Origin of the sequence: Bacillus sp. FSL K6-0042, from assembly GCF_038006685.1 — a bacterium.
Classification (GTDB): Bacteria; Bacillota; Bacilli; order Bacillales; family Bacillaceae_G; genus Bacillus_A; species Bacillus_A pseudomycoides.
Map to the genome: position 1 here is coordinate 2,772,041 of NZ_JBBOVS010000001.1, position 18,072 is coordinate 2,790,112.

17 protein-coding genes and 1 other annotated feature are annotated in these 18,072 nt (G+C 35.5%); of the genes, 4 read left to right on the forward strand and 13 right to left on the reverse strand.

Annotated elements, in window-relative coordinates; genetic code table 11:
* Window positions 1-25: 25 nt before the first annotated feature.
* The 3 genes from MHH45_RS14195 to MHH45_RS14205 are packed head-to-tail and all read right to left on the reverse strand — an operon-like array spanning window position 26 to window position 1,920.
* Window positions 26-895 (reverse strand): YihY/virulence factor BrkB family protein, encoded by an 870-nt coding sequence (locus MHH45_RS14195; protein WP_016112944.1) that lies wholly within the window; start codon window positions 893-895, stop codon window positions 26-28.
* Window positions 896-901: 6 nt separating this feature from the next.
* On the reverse strand, window positions 902-1,402 hold the full coding sequence (locus MHH45_RS14200) for a DUF4075 domain-containing protein (protein WP_016112943.1): 501 nt from the start codon (window positions 1,400-1,402) through the stop codon (window positions 902-904).
* 53 nt (window positions 1,403-1,455) lie between these two features.
* Complete coding sequence (locus MHH45_RS14205) at window positions 1,456-1,920, reverse strand: low molecular weight protein-tyrosine-phosphatase (protein WP_016112942.1); 465 nt, start codon at window positions 1,918-1,920, stop codon at window positions 1,456-1,458.
* A gap of 171 nt (window positions 1,921-2,091) precedes the next feature.
* On the opposite strand from MHH45_RS14205, the gene MHH45_RS14210 reads away from it, so the two are divergent.
* Together MHH45_RS14210 and MHH45_RS14215 are read left to right on the forward strand one after the other, a co-directional pair.
* Window positions 2,092-2,316, forward strand: a complete 225-nt coding sequence (locus tag MHH45_RS14210; RefSeq protein WP_003194805.1) for a DUF1128 domain-containing protein — start codon at window positions 2,092-2,094, stop codon at window positions 2,314-2,316.
* Between the two features lie 194 nt (window positions 2,317-2,510).
* Window positions 2,511-5,177 (forward strand): cation-translocating P-type ATPase, encoded by a 2,667-nt coding sequence (locus MHH45_RS14215; protein WP_016112941.1) that lies wholly within the window; start codon window positions 2,511-2,513, stop codon window positions 5,175-5,177.
* Window positions 5,178-5,212: 35 nt separating this feature from the next.
* On the opposite strand, the gene MHH45_RS14220 is transcribed toward MHH45_RS14215, so the two are convergent.
* The 10 genes from MHH45_RS14220 to MHH45_RS14265 all read right to left on the reverse strand — a co-directional run bounded on the left by MHH45_RS14220 (window position 5,213) and on the right by MHH45_RS14265 (window position 14,961).
* Complete coding sequence (locus tag MHH45_RS14220) at window positions 5,213-6,295, reverse strand: toxic anion resistance protein (RefSeq protein ID WP_016112940.1); 1,083 nt, start codon at window positions 6,293-6,295, stop codon at window positions 5,213-5,215.
* A gap of 18 nt (window positions 6,296-6,313) precedes the next feature.
* On the reverse strand, window positions 6,314-7,945 hold the full coding sequence (locus tag MHH45_RS14225; protein ID WP_077295034.1) for a YceG family protein: 1,632 nt from the start codon (window positions 7,943-7,945) through the stop codon (window positions 6,314-6,316).
* Window positions 7,946-8,062: 117 nt separating this feature from the next.
* On the reverse strand, window positions 8,063-8,851 hold the full coding sequence (locus tag MHH45_RS14230) for a TerC family protein (protein ID WP_088093921.1): 789 nt from the start codon (window positions 8,849-8,851) through the stop codon (window positions 8,063-8,065).
* Between the two features lie 72 nt (window positions 8,852-8,923).
* On the reverse strand, window positions 8,924-9,502 hold the full coding sequence (locus tag MHH45_RS14235; protein WP_016112937.1) for a TerD family protein: 579 nt from the start codon (window positions 9,500-9,502) through the stop codon (window positions 8,924-8,926).
* 257 nt (window positions 9,503-9,759) lie between these two features.
* Window positions 9,760-10,344 (reverse strand): TerD family protein, encoded by a 585-nt coding sequence (locus MHH45_RS14240; protein ID WP_016112936.1) that lies wholly within the window; start codon window positions 10,342-10,344, stop codon window positions 9,760-9,762.
* Between the two features lie 23 nt (window positions 10,345-10,367).
* The gene (locus tag MHH45_RS14245) at window positions 10,368-10,964 is read right to left on the reverse strand and encodes a TerD family protein (RefSeq protein WP_016112935.1); all 597 of its coding nucleotides are present in this window, start codon (window positions 10,962-10,964) and stop codon (window positions 10,368-10,370) included.
* Window positions 10,965-11,092: 128 nt separating this feature from the next.
* Complete coding sequence (locus MHH45_RS14250; protein WP_016112934.1) at window positions 11,093-11,971, reverse strand: ROK family protein; 879 nt, start codon at window positions 11,969-11,971, stop codon at window positions 11,093-11,095.
* 472 nt (window positions 11,972-12,443) lie between these two features.
* Entirely contained in the window at window positions 12,444-13,874 is a 1,431-nt protein-coding gene (gene proS, locus MHH45_RS14255; RefSeq protein WP_016112933.1) for a proline--tRNA ligase, read from the reverse strand.
* Window positions 13,875-13,918: 44 nt separating this feature from the next.
* Window positions 13,919-14,128, reverse strand: a binding site (T-box leader).
* Window positions 14,129-14,232: 104 nt separating this feature from the next.
* Window positions 14,233-14,517 (reverse strand): YesK-like family protein, encoded by a 285-nt coding sequence (locus MHH45_RS14260; protein ID WP_016112932.1) that lies wholly within the window; start codon window positions 14,515-14,517, stop codon window positions 14,233-14,235.
* A 165-nt stretch (window positions 14,518-14,682) separates the two neighbouring features.
* Window positions 14,683-14,961, reverse strand: coding sequence for a YesK-like family protein (locus MHH45_RS14265; RefSeq protein WP_016112931.1), 279 nt, complete (start codon window positions 14,959-14,961; stop codon window positions 14,683-14,685).
* A gap of 147 nt (window positions 14,962-15,108) precedes the next feature.
* Here MHH45_RS14265 and MHH45_RS14270 point away from each other — a divergent pair, with 147 nt between their 5' ends.
* Window positions 15,109-16,422 (forward strand): alkaline phosphatase family protein, encoded by a 1,314-nt coding sequence (locus MHH45_RS14270; protein WP_016112930.1) that lies wholly within the window; start codon window positions 15,109-15,111, stop codon window positions 16,420-16,422.
* A gap of 108 nt (window positions 16,423-16,530) precedes the next feature.
* The gene (locus tag MHH45_RS14275) at window positions 16,531-17,814 is read left to right on the forward strand and encodes an MFS transporter (protein ID WP_016112929.1); all 1,284 of its coding nucleotides are present in this window, start codon (window positions 16,531-16,533) and stop codon (window positions 17,812-17,814) included.
* Window positions 17,815-18,072 lie beyond the last annotated feature (258 nt).

The window sequence follows — 18,072 nt, forward strand, 5'->3', positions numbered from 1 at the left end:
TTCCTCTTTATTATGGAACAGAAAATTATTTTTCATCACGGAAATTATTGTCACTTGTTCGATAAAAATGTAGTAATCCATTAATTTCTCCGCCAAGTAAAATGACCCAAGCCGTTAAATAGAACCATAACATTAAAATGATAATACCACCAAGACCACCGTATGTATTCGCATAATTTGCAAATTTATCCACGTAATAGGCAAATGAGTACGATACCACAATCCACCCAACCGTTGCAAATAATGCCCCTGATATAACTTCTCTTCTCTTTAACTTTCGATCAGGTGCAAATGTGTATAAAAAGCTAAATAAGGCAAATAACACTAAGAAGCTGGCTACTAGCCGTATAATACTCCATACGAAAGAAAAGCTTTCTGATAAACCAATTGCTTTAAAAACAGCTGCTCCAATTACCTGTCCAAAAACAGGAACAATTAACGCGAAGACAATCATAAAAATCATCGCTAGTGTAAGCACAATAGACAAAGCTCTCGTCGCGATAAAAGAGCGCGTTTCCTTTACATCATAGGCTCGGTTAAATGCATTCATAACTGCGTTTACACCATTTGATGCAAACCATAACGTTGATAATAAACCAAACGATAATAAACCACCATTTTGTTCATTTACTACTTTATCTACGTTCACTTCAATTAAGTTCATTGCATCTTCTGGCACATAAGCCTCTAATAAACTGAGCACATCCTCTGTTTGAATTGGAATAAATCCAAGAAGCGTAATTAAAAAAACAAGTCCAGGAAAAATAGCAAGCAAGAAGAAATAAGCGAGCTGTGCTGCTAGGCCCGCTACGTCATCTCGCATCGTTCGGTCATATAGATCTTTCCCAAACGAATAGACACGATTTCCCCTTGCTTTCTCTAGAAATTTTTTCATATTTCTCTAAACGCTTTTCTTCTCTTCTTTATCTTGCTTTAACTCAATGTATGCTTCTGTTTTTTTTTCTTCTGCATTAGAGTCCTTCATAAATAATTCACGCGCTTCTTTCATACCACCATCTTCAGCTACTACCGGTTCTTCTTCTGCTTTTGGAGACACAGCTTGAATTTCAATTGTTTCTGGCTTTTCCTCTCGTTCAATCTTTTTCTTACTAAAGATTTCTTTTGTTTCCTTTAACGTACCAACAACAGCTGGCGTTAGCTTCTTTATTTCCGCTACCTTCGCCTTTACTACATTAAAATCTGCAAGTTCGCGTCCTTTATCTGTAACAGTTTGCACTTTTTCTTTTATTTTTGCATTCTCGCCAATTTCAATCATTTTTGATTTTGCTTTTTCTGCTGTATTTTTCACTTTTTCACGATTTTCTTTCTTAAGCATAGAAACAGCTACACCTGCTGCTACACCAATTGCAATGTTTCGAGCTATATTATTCTTCTTTGCCATATTCCTTCACCCTTTCATTTCTTATGTTAGAAAGTATTTCTTTCTAAGCTTTCTCATATTCCTTGCTCATTTCGAATGAATGCTAACAATTTTGCACACCCTTCTGTTACAAGGTCATATACTTCTTGAAAGTTCCCTGTAAAATAAGGGTCAGGAACATCCGTCCAGCCACCGTCTGGAACAAAATCGGACAGTCTACCAATATAGCCTCCAGATTTACCTAAACTTTCTAAATCTGCTATATTCTTGTTGTCCATGGCAATAATATAATCAAACTTTGTTAAGTCTTCTTTTTCTACTTGCCGTGCTTTAATTCCTTCAAAAGAGACTTCATTTTCTTTTAAAATTTTTTGTGTTCCTTCATGAGGTGGATGACCAATATGCCAATCGCCTGTTCCAGCAGAATCAATTTGAATTTTATCTTCTAATCCTTCTTGCACGACAAAATCACGAAAAATCGCTTCTGCCATCGGTGAACGACAAATGTTCCCAAGACAAACAAACAATACTTGAATCATATTTGTTTCTTCCCTTCTTGGCTCATTTCTTATATATACATATAGTATAAACAACCAATTATTAATTATAAAGGAAATCCCTACTAATTTAATAGGGTTGAAAAGTTTCATTAACGAAAATGATAAAAAATGTTAAGATATCTTTATGTTATTTCAAAGGGGGACACTTCGGTGGATTTATCCGTAAAATCGCAAGAAAATGTTGAATATATGGTAGAAGCTATTAAAGAAAAGTTACGCATGGTAAACGCAGGAGCAATGAGAGCTGAAAGCTTTAACCAAGAAATGTACGAAGATTTGCGAGACATTTACGACCATGTAATGAAACGTGAAACATTCAGCATTAGTGAAATGCAGGCTATTACTGAAGAATTAGGTACGCTAATTAAAAAATAATGAAAAGTCCCTTATACAAAGGGACTTTTTTATTTCCAACAAATTAATGACACCCTTCCACTTTTCTACATCTATTTTCCAAATGCTGTACAATAAAAGGAGAACTTCACCATAGACCTTCCTTTTCACCAAACTCTTTTTTTAATATTTATCTTATTACCATTGCTAACTGCTTTTACCGGAGGTGTTTATCTATGAGCAATTGGTACAGTAAAACGAAAGATCAAGCAATACTTGCACTTGAAACAAATGAACAACATGGTCTAACAGACGAAATGGTGCAAATTCGATTAAAAAAATATGGACGAAACGAACTCACTACAAAACAAAAACGGACTTTATGGCAACGTATTTTTTCCCAAATTAATGATGTTCTCGTCTATGTTCTTTTAATTGCCGCTCTTATTTCTGCCTTTGTTGGTGAATGGGCCGATGCGAGCATTATTGCTCTCGTTGTTGTTTTAAATGCTGTAATTGGTGTCATTCAAGAATCGAAAGCAGAACAAGCTTTAGAAGCATTAAAAAAGATGGCAACGCCAAAAGCAATTGTAAAACGGGATGGTGAACTAAAAGAAATTCCGTCCGAAGATGTTGTTCCAGGAGATATCGTTATGCTTGATGCTGGACGTTATATTCCGTGTGACTTACGGCTTATTGAAACCGCCAATTTAAAAATTGAAGAATCTGCTTTAACAGGAGAATCCGTTCCTGTTGATAAAGATTCACTTTATCATCCTTCTCTTCAAAATGAAGAACAAATACCACTCGGTGATCAAAAAAATATGGCCTTTATGTCAACACTTGTCACTTACGGACGAGGTGTTGGTGTTGCTGTTGAAACGGGAATGAAGTCTCAAATTGGAAAAATCGCAACTCTCTTACATGAAGCGGATGATGATGCAACACCACTTCAAAAAAGCTTAGCGCAAGTAGGGAAATATTTAGGCTTTGTAGCTGTAGCAATTTGCATCATTATGTTCTTCATCGGGTATTTCCAAGGCCGAGACACGTTAGAAATGTTCATGACTGCCATTAGCTTAGCGGTTGCAGCAATTCCCGAAGGATTACCAGCTATTGTCTCTATCGTTCTCGCAATTGGTGTACAGCGTATGATTAAACAAAACGTCATCATTCGTAAACTTCCAGCCGTCGAAGCACTCGGTTCTGTTACAATTATTTGTTCAGATAAAACAGGAACATTAACACAAAATAAAATGACGGTTACTCATTTCTATAGTGATCGTACATACGATAAACTAGAAAACTTAAACATAAACAATGATGCTCAGCGCTTATTATTAGAAAATATGATTTTATGCAACGATGCATCTTATAAGGCTGAATCACAAACTGGTGACCCAACAGAAATTGCCCTTCTTATTGCCGGCAGCACCTTTCATCTTCAAAAAGATACTTTAGAAGATCAACATAGACGCGTGAACGAATTACCATTTGACTCCGAACGCAAAATGATGTCAACACTGCATGAGTATGATAAAAACTATTACAGCATGACAAAAGGAGCAATTGATAAACTTTTATCTCGTTGCACTCATATTTTTATAAATGGTGCAATTCAGCCATTAACTGAAACAGATAAAAAAGAAATATTAGAAGTTGCTCAAATGATGTCTCAAAAAGCTTTACGCGTACTATCATTCGCTTTCAAACAGTATGATACACAAAACGTTACCACCGATCACATGGAAGAAAGTCTTATATTCATAGGACTTGTCGGTATGATCGATCCACCGCGAACAGAAGTAAAAGCGTCTATTGCAGAATGTAAAAAGGCGGGCATTCGTACCGTTATGATTACAGGAGATCATAAAGATACCGCTTTTGCTATTGCAAAAGAACTAGGTATTGCTGAAAAAGAATCTGAAGTCATGATTGGAACAGAATTAGATCGTATTTCGGACGAAAAACTAGCAAATGAAATTAATCATTTAAATGTATTTGCGCGTGTTTCTCCTGAACATAAAGTTAAAATTGTAGGAGCATTACGTGCAAAAGGAAATATTGTTTCGATGACTGGGGATGGTGTAAATGATGCTCCATCTTTGAAACAAGCAGATATTGGGGTCGCAATGGGGATTACAGGAACAGATGTTGCTAAAGGTGCGGCTGACATGGTTTTAACAGATGATAACTTCTCATCTATTGTAAAAGCTGTTGAGGAAGGAAGAAATATTTATCGCAACATTAAAAAATCAATTCTTTTCTTACTCTCTTGCAACTTTGGGGAGATTATTGCACTCTTCTTAGCTATTTTACTCGGCTGGGCTACCCCACTTCGTCCGATTCACATTTTGTGGGTGAATTTAATCACAGATACGCTCCCAGCTTTGTCACTTGGTGTTGATCCAGAAGACCCGGATGTGATGAAAGAAAAGCCGCGTGATGCAAAAAAAAGCTTGTTTCATGGTGGCGTTTCTTTTCTTATTTTAAACGGGATTATAATTGGATTCATCACGTTAATCGCCTTTATTGTTGGGGCAAAATTATATACAGGAGATACAAATATCTTCCCTCTTTTCCCATCTCAAATTGATGATGATGCTTTATTACATGCCCAAACGATGGCGTTTGTCGTACTCAGTTTTTCACAGCTTGTTCATTCATTCAATTTACGATCAAGTACAAAATCAATCTTTTCAATCGGAGTATTCACAAATAAATACTTAGTTTTCTCCCTACTTATCGGTGTACTCATGCAAATATGTATTATCTCAATTCCACCGATTGCTAATATATTTGGCGTACATGCTTTAACTTTAAAAGATTGGGGATTTGTTATATTACTAAGTATTATTCCACTTGTTATAAACGAAATGATAAAAGTGTTTAAGAAAAATTAAAAGGCAATGAGGGAGCTCCTCATTGCCTTTTTACATTATCCTTGTAATTCTTTTTTTATATTCTCTGTAAGTTCCGCCATACGCTTGCGGCTTTCTTCACGTTCACGTTTGTTTTGTTCTTCAATTTGCTGTGTTTCTTGCATACCTCTTGAAATAATATTCCATGTTTCTTCAAGTGTTTCCATTTTAATACTAGAAGAACCAGAAATTCTCGCTACCTCTACACTTTGCGTTGCAATATTTTGTGCATTTTTCTTAAGTAGTTCATTGGTACGACGGTCAAGCTCAGCCATAGAATCCGCAACAAGCTTTTGACGTTTTGCATTCACAGCCTGAATAATTCCATTTTTAAAGATAGGAATTGTTGTAATAAACGCTGTATTAATTTTACCGATTAATTTGTTATTACCACGCTGAATCATGCGAATTTGTGGTGCTGTTAATAACGCAACCATACGAGCCTTCTCTAAATCATCAATGCGTTGCTCTAAAATTTCGACAGAGTTTCTTAAAGATTCTAATTCAATACCTGCCAATTGATCATTGTTACGAACGCGTTCTTCATACATTGGAACTAGTTCTGTGTTTAGACGCTCTAGTAACATTTCTCCTGCTACTACATATTTCTCTAAGTCTAAATAATATTTTAAGTTTTGTTCATATAAGCCATCTAACGTACCAATTGATTTTTTCATTTCATCTTGGTATTTCGTAATTTCCACGTACACTTTGTCCATTTCACGGCCCATCGTTTGATACTTACTAAAGATTTGTTCAATCATCTTATCTGCCTTTTTGAACATACGAGAGAAAAAGCCACTTTTTTCTTCCGCGAAATCTTTACTATCAAATCTATCCATAATTTTACCAAGTTGCTTTAGCAACTCACCAGAATCCTCTATCTTAGATAAAGACATTGTATGTAAAATTTGATCTGCAAAACGGGAAATTTCCATGGATGGTTCTTTTCCAAGCTCAATTAATTCTAGCTGATCTTTAACATCCACTCCATTATAAATACGTTGCACTTCAGCATCTTGCCTTAGCTGCAAACGAACATCTTGTGCGGTTTGCTCATTTAATTCTGTTTTCGAATCTAGTACGACTGGATTATTCATGTGTTATTCTCCCTTTCCTTATAAAAATGGACGAAATAGCCCTTTTATTGTTTGAGATAAATTTTTATACGCTGACGGGCCGTGAAATTCAAGATCAAAGTTCACTTCCTCAAGCCAATGTGAATCAAATGCTGCTCCTTCAATATACGGTTCAATATCATTTCTTCCTGTTGGATTGAAGTGCAATACATCAATTCCAATTTGATTTAAAAATAATAATAAGACCGCATCAGAACGAGTTAATTCTCCACTCTTTTCATTGTTAAATATAACAATTGTCGGTACTTCTTGCGAATAATCAAATTTCTCAAGTAACTCTAAAATATGAGGTGGGATTTGAGAAAGCTGCGCAAAAACATACAGTGATACATCTTGTTTTGTTTCTTTTCCAACTGGTTTACACAGTTCACTTTCACACGTATGAATGATAGCTTCTGCAATCCCATGCTGCAAACCTTCAGGTAAGCGCTTATGTGGCCACCAATGACTATTCATAATTTGATCTGGATGCAGTTTCCCAGCACGGTCTAATGCATCTCGATAATGAAATTGAAAGTTTGCTTTTTGTTCTTTTGTAAATGGAAATGTATTAATTAATAAGCTGTTATCGAATGATGTGACAGCCTTCAAACGCTGGAAATATTCTTTATCATTTTTTGAAATACCAGATACTTTTGCAAATAAAGATGGAATATAAATATGTTTATTTTCCACAAAGAATGTCGGGCGTATAAATGCTTTTTCTTTCGTAATTATAAAGAGTTCATCGTATGTTGTCTTCAGCGTACGTGCTACAGGCGTGTACGTACGAAATTGCCACGGCTTGTATAATAATGAATTATCATGATGAAGCACCTGTTCAATTTCTTTCGATGCTTGATACGCTACCGTTGCAACACGCTCACGACGCCGATCAGGGAATGGCTCTAATGAAACGCGACCTGGATGAGAAACGACAAAAGTCCTAGCCTCATCATCAATGCTTTCAAAACCATCTTTTCCTTCTGGATGATAATAGAGAACATCACATCCGAGCATAATAAGAAAATATAAGAAATAAATCTGACTCTCTTTCGCATCACCGTACCAAACGATACGCGGCATTTGTTTCTTATAATTAATTGCAGAAAACCATTTTGCTACGTAATTTTCACTTAATTTAATGATATCAATTAAGAAACGACGAAAACCTTCTGTTTTTAAAGATTGATTATGTTGTTTCTCATACAATTTCAATACAGTGATAAATGTTGTATGTATATAGTGTTGTAAATCGGGATTATCTACTTTCGGCAACAATTGTTTTCCTGATAAATGTGCAACAAGTCTGTTTACAGTAAGCCCATTTGGTGCCTCTTGATGCAGTGTGAATATTTCTTGAATGTGACGAAGTTTTTCAGAATCAATCACTTTATTCAAATTTTGTTCATGTAGTACATGAATTCCTTTTGCTTCACTATAATCAAATAGTTCATTAAAATATTCATCTACATCATTTGGAACGCCAAGAACCCGACAAGCTATATAGCTAAATTTCATCTCATTCTCTGTTAATTCATACTGTGGGCGCTTTTCTAAAATCATTTCGAATTGTTTTAAGTCAGCTTCTTCTTTTAATGCATATGGATGAAGTGTAAAACGCGAAAACACGGCAGTTCACCTCCAGAAACATTTACTTTTTTAAAGAAATAATATCTTATCTTTTTATTATAAACTATTTTAAGTTATAAAAAATGGGCGCTCGCATAACGAGCAAACCCATTTCAATTATTTATCTTCTTTCTTAGTAGCTGCAATCTCTTCTCGGGCTTGTCCAGAATTTCGCATATAATGCAAAATGAATGTTGCACCAAATGCGATAACTAAAATCATAAAGAATAGCCAGTGTGGCACTTCAATATGAATAACAGATAGTAACATCTTCGCTGCAATAATTAAAATTAAAATATACGCCGTTGATTCAAGCTCTGGAATACGTTCTAGTAATCTTAAGAATACACCTGCAATACCACGCATCATTAAAATACCAAGCATTCCGCCCAGAAGCAGAATCCATACTTCATTGGATACACCAAACGCTGCCAGAACGCTATCTACTGAAAATGCAATATCCATTAATTCAACCATGACAACTGTTCCCCAGAATACACCAAATATTCTAAAAAGAATACCGTTTTGGTTCAGGCCATGTTCTTCTTCTTCACTATTTTCTTTTCGTTTATCAATGAAATATTTAATAGAAAGCCATGCAAGGTACAATGCTCCTAATACTTTTACCCACCATAATTTAATTAAGAACATACCGATTCCAATTGCAATAAAACGGAATGCATATGCACCAATTAGCCCATAAAATAATGCCTTTTTGCGTTTTTCTTCTGGTAAATGTTTTACCATTACCGCTAACACAAGGGCGTTATCGGCAGATAGTAAGCCTTCAAGTACAACAAGTGTACCAATTAATCCCCAAGATACAGGATCTTGTAATACTTTAATCCACATGTCCAAGTCAAAAAATTGGGCATACGTATCAAGGATTCCCTGTAAAATGCTCATCTTACTGTTTTCCCCTATTCTTTGCTAGATTTATAGAAAGGTCAAAAAAAGGAAACGAAGTTCGTTTCCTTCTTATGCATCCAAGCCATACGCTCTTACAAGCGCACCTAATCCGCCTTGGAATCCACTTCCTACTGCATTAAACTTCCACTGTCCATTATGACGGTATAATTCACAAAAGACAACTGCTGTTTCAATGGAGAAATCTTCTCCTAAATCAAAACGAAGAACTTCTTCATTTGTCTCTTCATTTGCTAAACGAACAAATGCATTTGCAACTTGTCCAAAGTTTTGATTACGCCCTTCTGCATCATAAATTGTAACTGTAATTGCAATTTTATGAACATCTGCTGGAACTTTACTTAAATCGACAACAAGTTGCTCATCGTCACCTTCGCCTTCACCTGTACGGTTATCACCTGTATGTAAAACCGATCCACATGGAGATTGTAAGTTGTTATAGAAAATAAAATCTGTTTCTTTCGTACATTTTCCATTCGCATCTAATAAAAAAGCGGATGCGTCTAAATCATAATCAGATCCGCCATCATATGATTTAATATCCCAACCAAGGCCGATAACTGCTTTTGTAAGACCTGGACTTGTCTTACCTAAATCAATCTTCTGTCCTTTTTGTAATTGAATAACCATTTATATTCACCTCTTATACTATGATTCTAAAAAGTATATACATGAGTAAAGTACATGTTCACTCATATATATACTTTTTGATGTTTCAACATTTAAGTTGCTGCTGTGAAAAAACAAAAGTGACCTGCACTTTGTTTTCACTTGGCATGAGGCAGGAAGAGAATCTGACCGCTTCTATTCATGGCCAGATGCTCTCTCCCACCTAAAAAGAAAGCTTTTATGCTGGTTTTTCAATTTGTATTTATATATTTTTCTTATTACTCTACATCTAAACCAAAGTTGCTACACAAAGCACCTAATCCGCCTTGGAATCCACTTCCGATTGCATTAAACTTCCAATCCCCAGCATGACGATATAACTCACCGACTACTACTGCTGTTTCAATAGAGAAGTCCTCACCAAGATCATAACGAATTAGCTCTGCACCTTTTTCTTCATCTACAATACGTACGAAAGAATTAGATACTTGCCCGAAGTTTTGGCTACGGCTTTCTCCATCATAAATTGTAATTGTAAAACAAATACGTTCAATATGTGCTGGGACATTCTTTAAATCTACTTTAATTGCTTCGTCATCGCCTGCGCCTTCACCAGTACGATTATCTCCTAGATGCTCTACAGAACCGTTTGCTCCCTTTGGATTATTATAAAAAACAAAGTCTTCTGAGCCTGATACTTTTCCGTTTGCACCTACTAAGAAAATACTAACGTCTAAATCAAAATCATTTTGTCCATCATAGCGGTTTGTATCCCAGCCAAGACCTACAAGAACGTTAGAAAGACCTGGATTTGTTTTTGTTAAATCTACTTTCTGTCCTTTTTTTAACGAAATCGATGCCATATATTATTCCTCCTTAAATTGTATTACTGATAACGTGATACAATCTCACTTAAATTCTTATGTTGTGTACCTTCTCCAACTGCAGAAAATTTCCATTCATTACCATCCCGGTGCATTTCGCCTACAACTAACGTTGTTTTCCCGCCGTAATTTTCCGATAAATTATAACGAGCTAATTCTTCACGCGTTTGCGGATTTTGAATACGAATATACGCATTTTGAATCATACCAAAATCTTGATGACGGTTAACACAATCATAAATATTTACAACAAATACTAAACGATTAATACGACTCGGAACTTTATGTAATTCCACGAAAATTGTTTCATCATCGCCAGAACCTTCACCTGTTAAATTATCACCTGAATGAATAATGCTTCCACAAGCAGATAGCTTATTTCCAAAGTAAACAAGGTCATTTTTATTTAAAAAACGATCCTTTTCTAGCATAACCACTGATGCATCACAATCGATGTTTGGTTTGCTTCCAAATAACGAAGATAGAAATCCGCCTGATTGTCCAATTGGATCCCATCCTAAGCCAACCTGTAATTTTGCTACTCTTGGTTGTCCCTTCGTTAAATCAATCTTCTGTCCTTTTTCTAAAATAATAGGCATGAAGTTTCTTCCTTTCTACAAGGTATTTTCCAAATGGGAAAATATTGTATTCTCCTTCTATATTGTAGCATTATTTGTCGATTGAGAAAAAGAATAAATTTTCAATTATACGAAAATATCTGTATCATTTATTCATAGGGATGTAATAAGTGGTAAATTGAACCAATCATTCCCGCATGATTGCGATTTTGCGCTAAACTAATCTCACATGTATGATAAATTTCTTGATGCAAATATTTCTGTACTTCTTCTTTCACTTCATCTAATAACTTAGTACCTCTTGCCGTAATACCACCACCAATAATAATCGTTTGTGGATTAAAGATATAAGCAAGATTACTAATTCCAATCGCTAAATGTTTAAAGAATACTTGAACTGCTTGAACAATCTCCTCATCTTTTTCATCATATAGATTAAAGATTGTTTTACCGTCCCAGTTTCCTTCTCCTTTATATTGCCTTACGAGATGAATTAATCCTGAAATAGATGCAACTTCTTCAAATGGCTTTCCTTCTATTAGCATGCTTCCCCATTCACCTGCACTAAATGAATGTCCTCTATATAGTTGCTTATTGATAACAACTGCTCCACCAATTCCTGTTCCAAGAGTAAGCATAATAAAGTTTTGTTTCTTTTTCCCCACACCTCTCCATCTCTCTCCTAGAGCTGCACAATTCACATCATTTTCAACCGTAATAGGAACCTTCAGTGCGATTTTTAATCTATCAATAATAGGAATACCGGCATAGCGTGGAATATGCTCCACGCCGCCAGTTATCATCCCTTTACTAATATCAACAATTCCTGCTGTACTAATACCAATACCAGAAATGGCATGTTGATTCATTAACTCTTGAGACAAGCAAATTAGCTTTTGAACAATTTGTTCACCACCTAAATGTGCCTCTGTAGAAACCGTTTGATGCTCTAATAATGTTCCTATTTCTGAAACAATTCCATACTTAATTTGCGTTCCACCAATATCAAATGCAATATACTTTTTCACTCTGTCACTTCCTTCTAACAGTATGACTCTATTTTGCTAAATTGATAAAATGCAAGACTTTCCTCTACTTTAATAAGAATTTACTAGATTCACTGATCCAGTCTTCACATAAACACTATTATACGCCTTATTATCTGAAACAATTTCATAATATGACCCCTGCGGAGTGTGGATCATATTTTTTTATGATTTGTTTTGTTGTTCGCTTCATCTATTCATTAGAATATAAACAAGGTTATACTCTTCAATCCTCCCTTGCCAAAATCAAATTACCATTTAATTTATTCTTAACACATCCGCCATCGTTCCTTTTCGGTATTGTTCTATTGGTTCATAGGAAACAAATGAAATAATTAAAACAAAATAACTCCATCCCCAAAATACATACTGTAAATTTAAACAAACATATAAATAGACCTTTATCTCGAATTTTATAAGTTCGAGATAAAGGTCTATTTTAAAACTTACATAATTAATACGCCTTGCCCCAATACACCATATGCTCTGCTTTCTTCCCACAGCATACACATTCTTGTACTAATTCTTCTTGCTCAAATGGTATACAACGCGATGATACTCCTGCTTCTTCTTTTAATTTTTCTTCACAAGCCAGCTCACCACACCACATTGCTTTGATAAACCCTTGCTTTTCATCAGCCGCTTGCTTCATTTCTTCAAAGGCCGTAACACTATATGTGTTTTCATCGCGAAATGCCTTTGCTTTATTGAATAGAGAATCGTGAATCTCATCAAGTAATGATGTGATACGCTCTTCTAATTGATCCATTGATACGAACTCTTTTTCCTTCGTATCGCGTCTGACAAGTACCACTTGATTCTTCTCTATATCTTTTGGACCAACTTCTAATCGAATTGGAACACCCTTCATTTCATACTCGTTAAATTTCCAACCTGGCGTTTTATTACTAGCATCTATTTTCACGCGCGCAACTTTTTGAATACGTCCTTGTAGCTGGGTTGCCTTTTCTAACACACCTTCTTTATGCTGAGCAATTGGTACAATAACAACTTGTACTGGTGCTACTTTTGGCGGCATCACTAGACCGTTATTATCACTATGAACCATAATAAGTCCACCGATCATTCTTGTTGATACGCCCCAAGATGTTTGATGTACATATTGCCATTTTCCATTACGATCTAAAAATTTAATATCAAACGCTTCAGAGAAATTAGTCCCAAAGTTATGAGATGTTCCTGTTTGAAGCGCTTTTCCATCATGCATTAAACTTTCAATGGTATATGTTGCTTTCGCCCCTGCAAATTTTTCTTTTTCCGTTTTCTGTCCTTTAATTACTGGAATTGCTAAGTAATCTTCACAGAAAGAGGCATACAGGTTTAAAATGTTTAACGTTTCTTCTTGAGATTCTTCTGCCGTTTCATGAATTGTATGACCTTCTTGCCATAAAAACTCAGTTGTACGAAGAAATGGTCTCGTCGTTTTTTCCCAACGGACAACCGAACACCACTGATTATATAATTTAGGTAAATCATTATAAGACTGGACAATTTTTGAAAAATGCTCACAAAATAAAGTTTCAGATGTCGGACGAACGCAGAGTCGTTCTGCTAACTTCTCGTTTCCTCCATGTGTAACCCATGCTACTTCAGGTGCGAATCCTTCCACATGATCCTTCTCTTTTTGTAGTAAGCTCTCTGGGATAAACATTGGCATATACACATTTTCATGACCGGATTCTTTTAATTTTCCATCCATCACTTTCTGCATATTTTCCCATAACGCGTATCCATACGGACGTAAAATCATACATCCTTTTACACTTGAATAATCAACTAACTCAGCTTTTTTCACAATATCGGTATACCACTGAGCAAAGTCTTCTTCCATTTTTGTAATGGCTTGTACTTGTTCTTTTGCCATATTCTTTTCCTCCTTTAGAAAATAAAAAAAGCCCGTGTCCCCTAAATAGGGACCGAGCTTTTGCCGGCGTTACCACCCTGATTCATGCACAAATAAATTGTACATGCTCTCTTTTTGATAACGGGAACTTCCCGCTGCATATGCAGAACGCAAAGGTAGGTTCCATATCGCCTTTTTAAGAATCTTCCAGCCAAACGGATTCTCTCTCTAGAAAAAAGGTGGGACATGTACTAATCCTTTTTCATCGTTATAACGAAATAAATTTGTTGAATATCATAATATAAATTCTATTTTAAAACAATAGCTAATTTTCTTATTTTTATATATTCTTTTCGTTTTTTTCTGTTTTATACTGAATTTACACATAATTTTTCCGAAAGAGTTTTACAAATTGATGAGTAATCATACCGATGATTGTTCCCACTAAAACAAAGAAACATGCAATACCATAACCCATTCCATCCCATCCTCCAATAGCGAAGATAGTAAAAGGAAAGAAAGCTAAACAAAGGAGAATTAAAATAAGTGCAAATATAATATCAAACGGTCTCTTTGGAAATTGCTTCTTTAATAAAAATGAACCCGCAAATACAATGAGAATTGTTACAGCTCCAATTATAAAAAACACTTCAAATCCATTCATTCCATTTCCTCCTTCCATCAATTTTCTTATAATTATTATATGTTTTAAAATTCAAAAAATAAACATTAAACCTTCCTCATGGATGATTTTTTATAATCAGATATTAATAGTGATATACAATACTAAGTATCATAAGATTTGCAGGGATCTACTAAATGTCCCTTATCAATGTTTTATTTTCGACCTAAACAATTTTACAATTTGATGAAGTAACATTCCAACAACTGTTCCAATTAGTATAAAGAAACATAAGAAACCATATGCCATACCTTCAAATCCACCAATAAAAAATAACGTGATTAGAAAACAAATTAGACAAATTATAATGATAATAAGACCAAACGTAATATCAAATGAGCGATTCGGAAAGCTTTTTCGTAACATGAACGACACAAAGAAAACAACAATTACTGCTAGGACACTAATTATTAAAAAGGTTTCCATCTTTCTTCCCCTTGATTTCTTCTTACGCACATTATACTCTTATCAGTCTGAATATATAAAAAATACTTTCTTCTCCGAAAGATATTTTTATTACCAGGTATTAATAGTAATATATAATAATAGGTTATATAACAGGAGGTATACACAATGGGCAAACCATTAACAAATCGTGTAATTGTTTTATCTTTTGACTGTTTATCAGCTTTAGATTTTCCTATATTACAAGAACTTCCTCATTTTCGGTCTTTAATCGAACAAGGTGCAATTGCAAAAAAAGTAGAAGCTATTTATCCTTCTGTAACATATCCAAGTCACGCCACTATTGTAACTGGTAACTACCCTAACAAACATGGTGTTGTAAGCAATACATTACTTCAGCCTGGCAGGGAATCACCAGATTGGCATTGGTACCGCCGTTCTATTAAAGGAACGACATTATATGACGAGGCACGAAAAGCGAATTTAACAACGGCTGCACTTCTATGGCCTGTTACAGGAAGAGCAAAAATTGACTACAACTTACCTGAAATTTTTCCAAACAGACCGTGGCAAAATCAAGTTCTTGTTTCATTATTTAGTGGAAGCCCGTTGTATCAGCTAGATTTAAATCGTCGTTTTGGCCATATTAGAAAAGGGTTGTCACAGCCCGAACTTGATGATTTTGTCCTCGCCTCAGCCGTACATACCATACAAACGAAAAAACCGAACGTCATGTTTGTTCACTTTACAGATTTAGATACACAAAGGCATTATCATGGATTTTCTTCTACAGAAACAACAGCTGCTATTCAGCGGCACGATGAGAGACTGGGGAAGATTATTAAAGCATTAAAAGAAACTGGTATATACGAATCAAGTACAATTATTGCCCTCGGTGATCATAGTGCTCTAAGTGAGAATAAGGCTATTCAATTAAATGTTCTTTTCCATCAAAAAGGACTCATTTCAGTAAATCAAGATGGAAAATTAACAAATTGGAAAGCTTATTGCCAAAGCTGTGATGGCTCTGCTTACGTACATGTAAAGGATAAAAATGATATCCAAACTATACAAGTTGTCCAACACCTTCTTGAAGAACTCCTTCAAGATAAACAAAATGGAATCGAATTTATCCTTCATGATGAAGGCGCAAAAGAGCGCGGTGCTGATGGAAACTGCCTTTTTATGCTTGAAGCAAGAGAAGGCTATTACTTCACCCAAAACTACACAGGAGAGTTTATAAAAAAAATCTCGGAAAAAGATGTAACTCCCAGTAAAAAATACACGTTCGGTACGCATGGCTATTCTCCAACAAAACCAAACTATGAGACCATCTTCATCGCCGCTGGAAAAGGCATTCGCCAAGGGGCAATTATTCCTTATATGCGTCTCATTGACGAAGGACCGACCATTGCACGTTTGCTCGGATTATACCTTGGTGAAACTGACGGAACTATAATAGAGGATTTACTTCAATTGTAAAGAAATGTGTATATATGTAAAAAATACGTAAAATTTACCTCTGTTTCTCTTTTTCCTATTTCTATTTTTGTACACTAATGTTAGAACGACTATAAGGAGGAACATTCTATGAAAAAAATGTCCAGACAAGAAAAAAGCTGGATATTGTATGACTGGGCAAACTCGGTATACTCGCTCGTCATTACAACTGCATTATTTCCTATTTATTTCAAAGCTGCTGCAAAAGAAGCAGGTCTATCTGGAGCAACTTCAACAGCTTATTGGGGATATGCAAATTCTTTCTCAACACTTTTAATTTCTATTCTCGCTCCTATTCTCGGTACAATTGCCGATTATAAAGGCTTTAAAAAACGCTTTTTCACATTCTTTTTTGGACTCGGTATTATATTTACAAGTATGCTAACTGTTGTTCCAACATCACAGTGGTATTTACTACTAGGCTGCTATATGCTCGCTTTAGTTGGATTTGCTGGAGCAAACATTTTCTATGATGCATTTTTAGTAGATATCACAACAGAAGATCGAATGACCCGAATTTCAACTCGTGGTTTTGCACTAGGCTATATCGGAAGTGCAATTCCATTTATTGGATGTCTCACTCTGATTATCCTTGCCCAAAAAGGAACAATCCCATTATCAGTTGGTATCGCCAGTCAAATTTCCTTTGCAATTACAGCTCTTTGGTGGGGATTATTTACGATTCCGATGCTCAAAAATGTGGAACAAACGCATTATATTGAACGGCACCCAAAACCGATCAAAATGAGTTTTAAGCGCTTAGCTAATACATTTAAAAATATCCGTCAATATCGCACTGTATTTTTGTTCTTGCTTGCTTATTTCTTCTACATTGATGGCGTCGATACAATTATTACAATGTCCACAGCTTATGGCACAGACCTTGGTATTAGTGCGACAAACTTACTTATTATTTTATTTGTAACACAAATTGTCGCTTGTCCATTCGCCTTGCTGTATGGGAAACTATCTGAAACGTTCAAAGACAAGAAAATGCTATATGTCGGTGTTATTATTTATATCATTATTTGTGCATACGCTTATTTCTTAAAAACAACACTCGACTTTTGGATTTTGGCAATGCTTGTTGCAACTTCTCAAGGCGGAATTCAGGCGCTCAGCCGCTCATATTTTGCAAAGTTGGTACCGAAAGAATCTGCAAATGAATTCTTCGGATTCTATAATATTTTCGGTAAGTTCGCAGCTATTATGGGACCCGTATTAGTCGGTGTAACAACTCAGCTAACAGGAAGAACAAATGCTGGTGTACTAAGCATTATCGTTTTATTTATAATCGGCGGATTCATACTAACACGAGTACCGGAAAATGCGACTTCTGTTACACCACCTGCTCCAAAATCGGAAACACTATAATAGAAAATGTCCCTTTCTGCATGCAGAAAGGGACATTTTCTATTATTCTATCGATACCTCTAACTACCATATATATCCATTTTAATTTCCCGACATCTAAGTCGTGGTTATGAAAACAAAAGAAGTTCTCCACTCGTTTTCTCCTTCTGTTTTCACATGACATGGGGTAAAAAAGACACCGACCGCTCCTACCCATGGGCGGATGCTCTCTCCCACCTAAAAGGAATGGTTTTATGTCTGTCTTTCAATCCGTATTTA

Bases quoted from the DNA above. Each gene is read 5' to 3' on its own strand.
- MHH45_RS14235 (WP_016112937.1), bottom strand. From the start codon at position 9,502: ATGGTTATTCAATTACAAAAAGGACAGAAGATTGATTTAGGTAAGACA.
- MHH45_RS14195 (WP_016112944.1), bottom strand. From the start codon at position 895: ATGAAAAAATTTCTAGAGAAAGCAAGGGGAAATCGTGTCTATTCGTTT.
- proS (WP_016112933.1), bottom strand. From the start codon at position 13,874: ATGGCAAAAGAACAAGTACAAGCCATTACAAAAATGGAAGAAGACTTT.
- MHH45_RS14200 (WP_016112943.1), bottom strand. From the start codon at position 1,402: ATGGCAAAGAAGAATAATATAGCTCGAAACATTGCAATTGGTGTAGCA.
- MHH45_RS14270 (WP_016112930.1), top strand. From the start codon at position 15,109: ATGGGCAAACCATTAACAAATCGTGTAATTGTTTTATCTTTTGACTGT.
- MHH45_RS14240 (WP_016112936.1), bottom strand. From the start codon at position 10,344: ATGGCATCGATTTCGTTAAAAAAAGGACAGAAAGTAGATTTAACAAAA.
- MHH45_RS14215 (WP_016112941.1), top strand. From the start codon at position 2,511: ATGAGCAATTGGTACAGTAAAACGAAAGATCAAGCAATACTTGCACTT.
- MHH45_RS14220 (WP_016112940.1), bottom strand. From the start codon at position 6,295: ATGAATAATCCAGTCGTACTAGATTCGAAAACAGAATTAAATGAGCAA.
- MHH45_RS14205 (WP_016112942.1), bottom strand. From the start codon at position 1,920: ATGATTCAAGTATTGTTTGTTTGTCTTGGGAACATTTGTCGTTCACCG.
- MHH45_RS14260 (WP_016112932.1), bottom strand. From the start codon at position 14,517: ATGAATGGATTTGAAGTGTTTTTTATAATTGGAGCTGTAACAATTCTC.
- MHH45_RS14230 (WP_088093921.1), bottom strand. From the start codon at position 8,851: ATGAGCATTTTACAGGGAATCCTTGATACGTATGCCCAATTTTTTGAC.
- MHH45_RS14245 (WP_016112935.1), bottom strand. From the start codon at position 10,964: ATGCCTATTATTTTAGAAAAAGGACAGAAGATTGATTTAACGAAGGGA.
- MHH45_RS14275 (WP_016112929.1), top strand. From the start codon at position 16,531: ATGAAAAAAATGTCCAGACAAGAAAAAAGCTGGATATTGTATGACTGG.
- MHH45_RS14265 (WP_016112931.1), bottom strand. From the start codon at position 14,961: ATGGAAACCTTTTTAATAATTAGTGTCCTAGCAGTAATTGTTGTTTTC.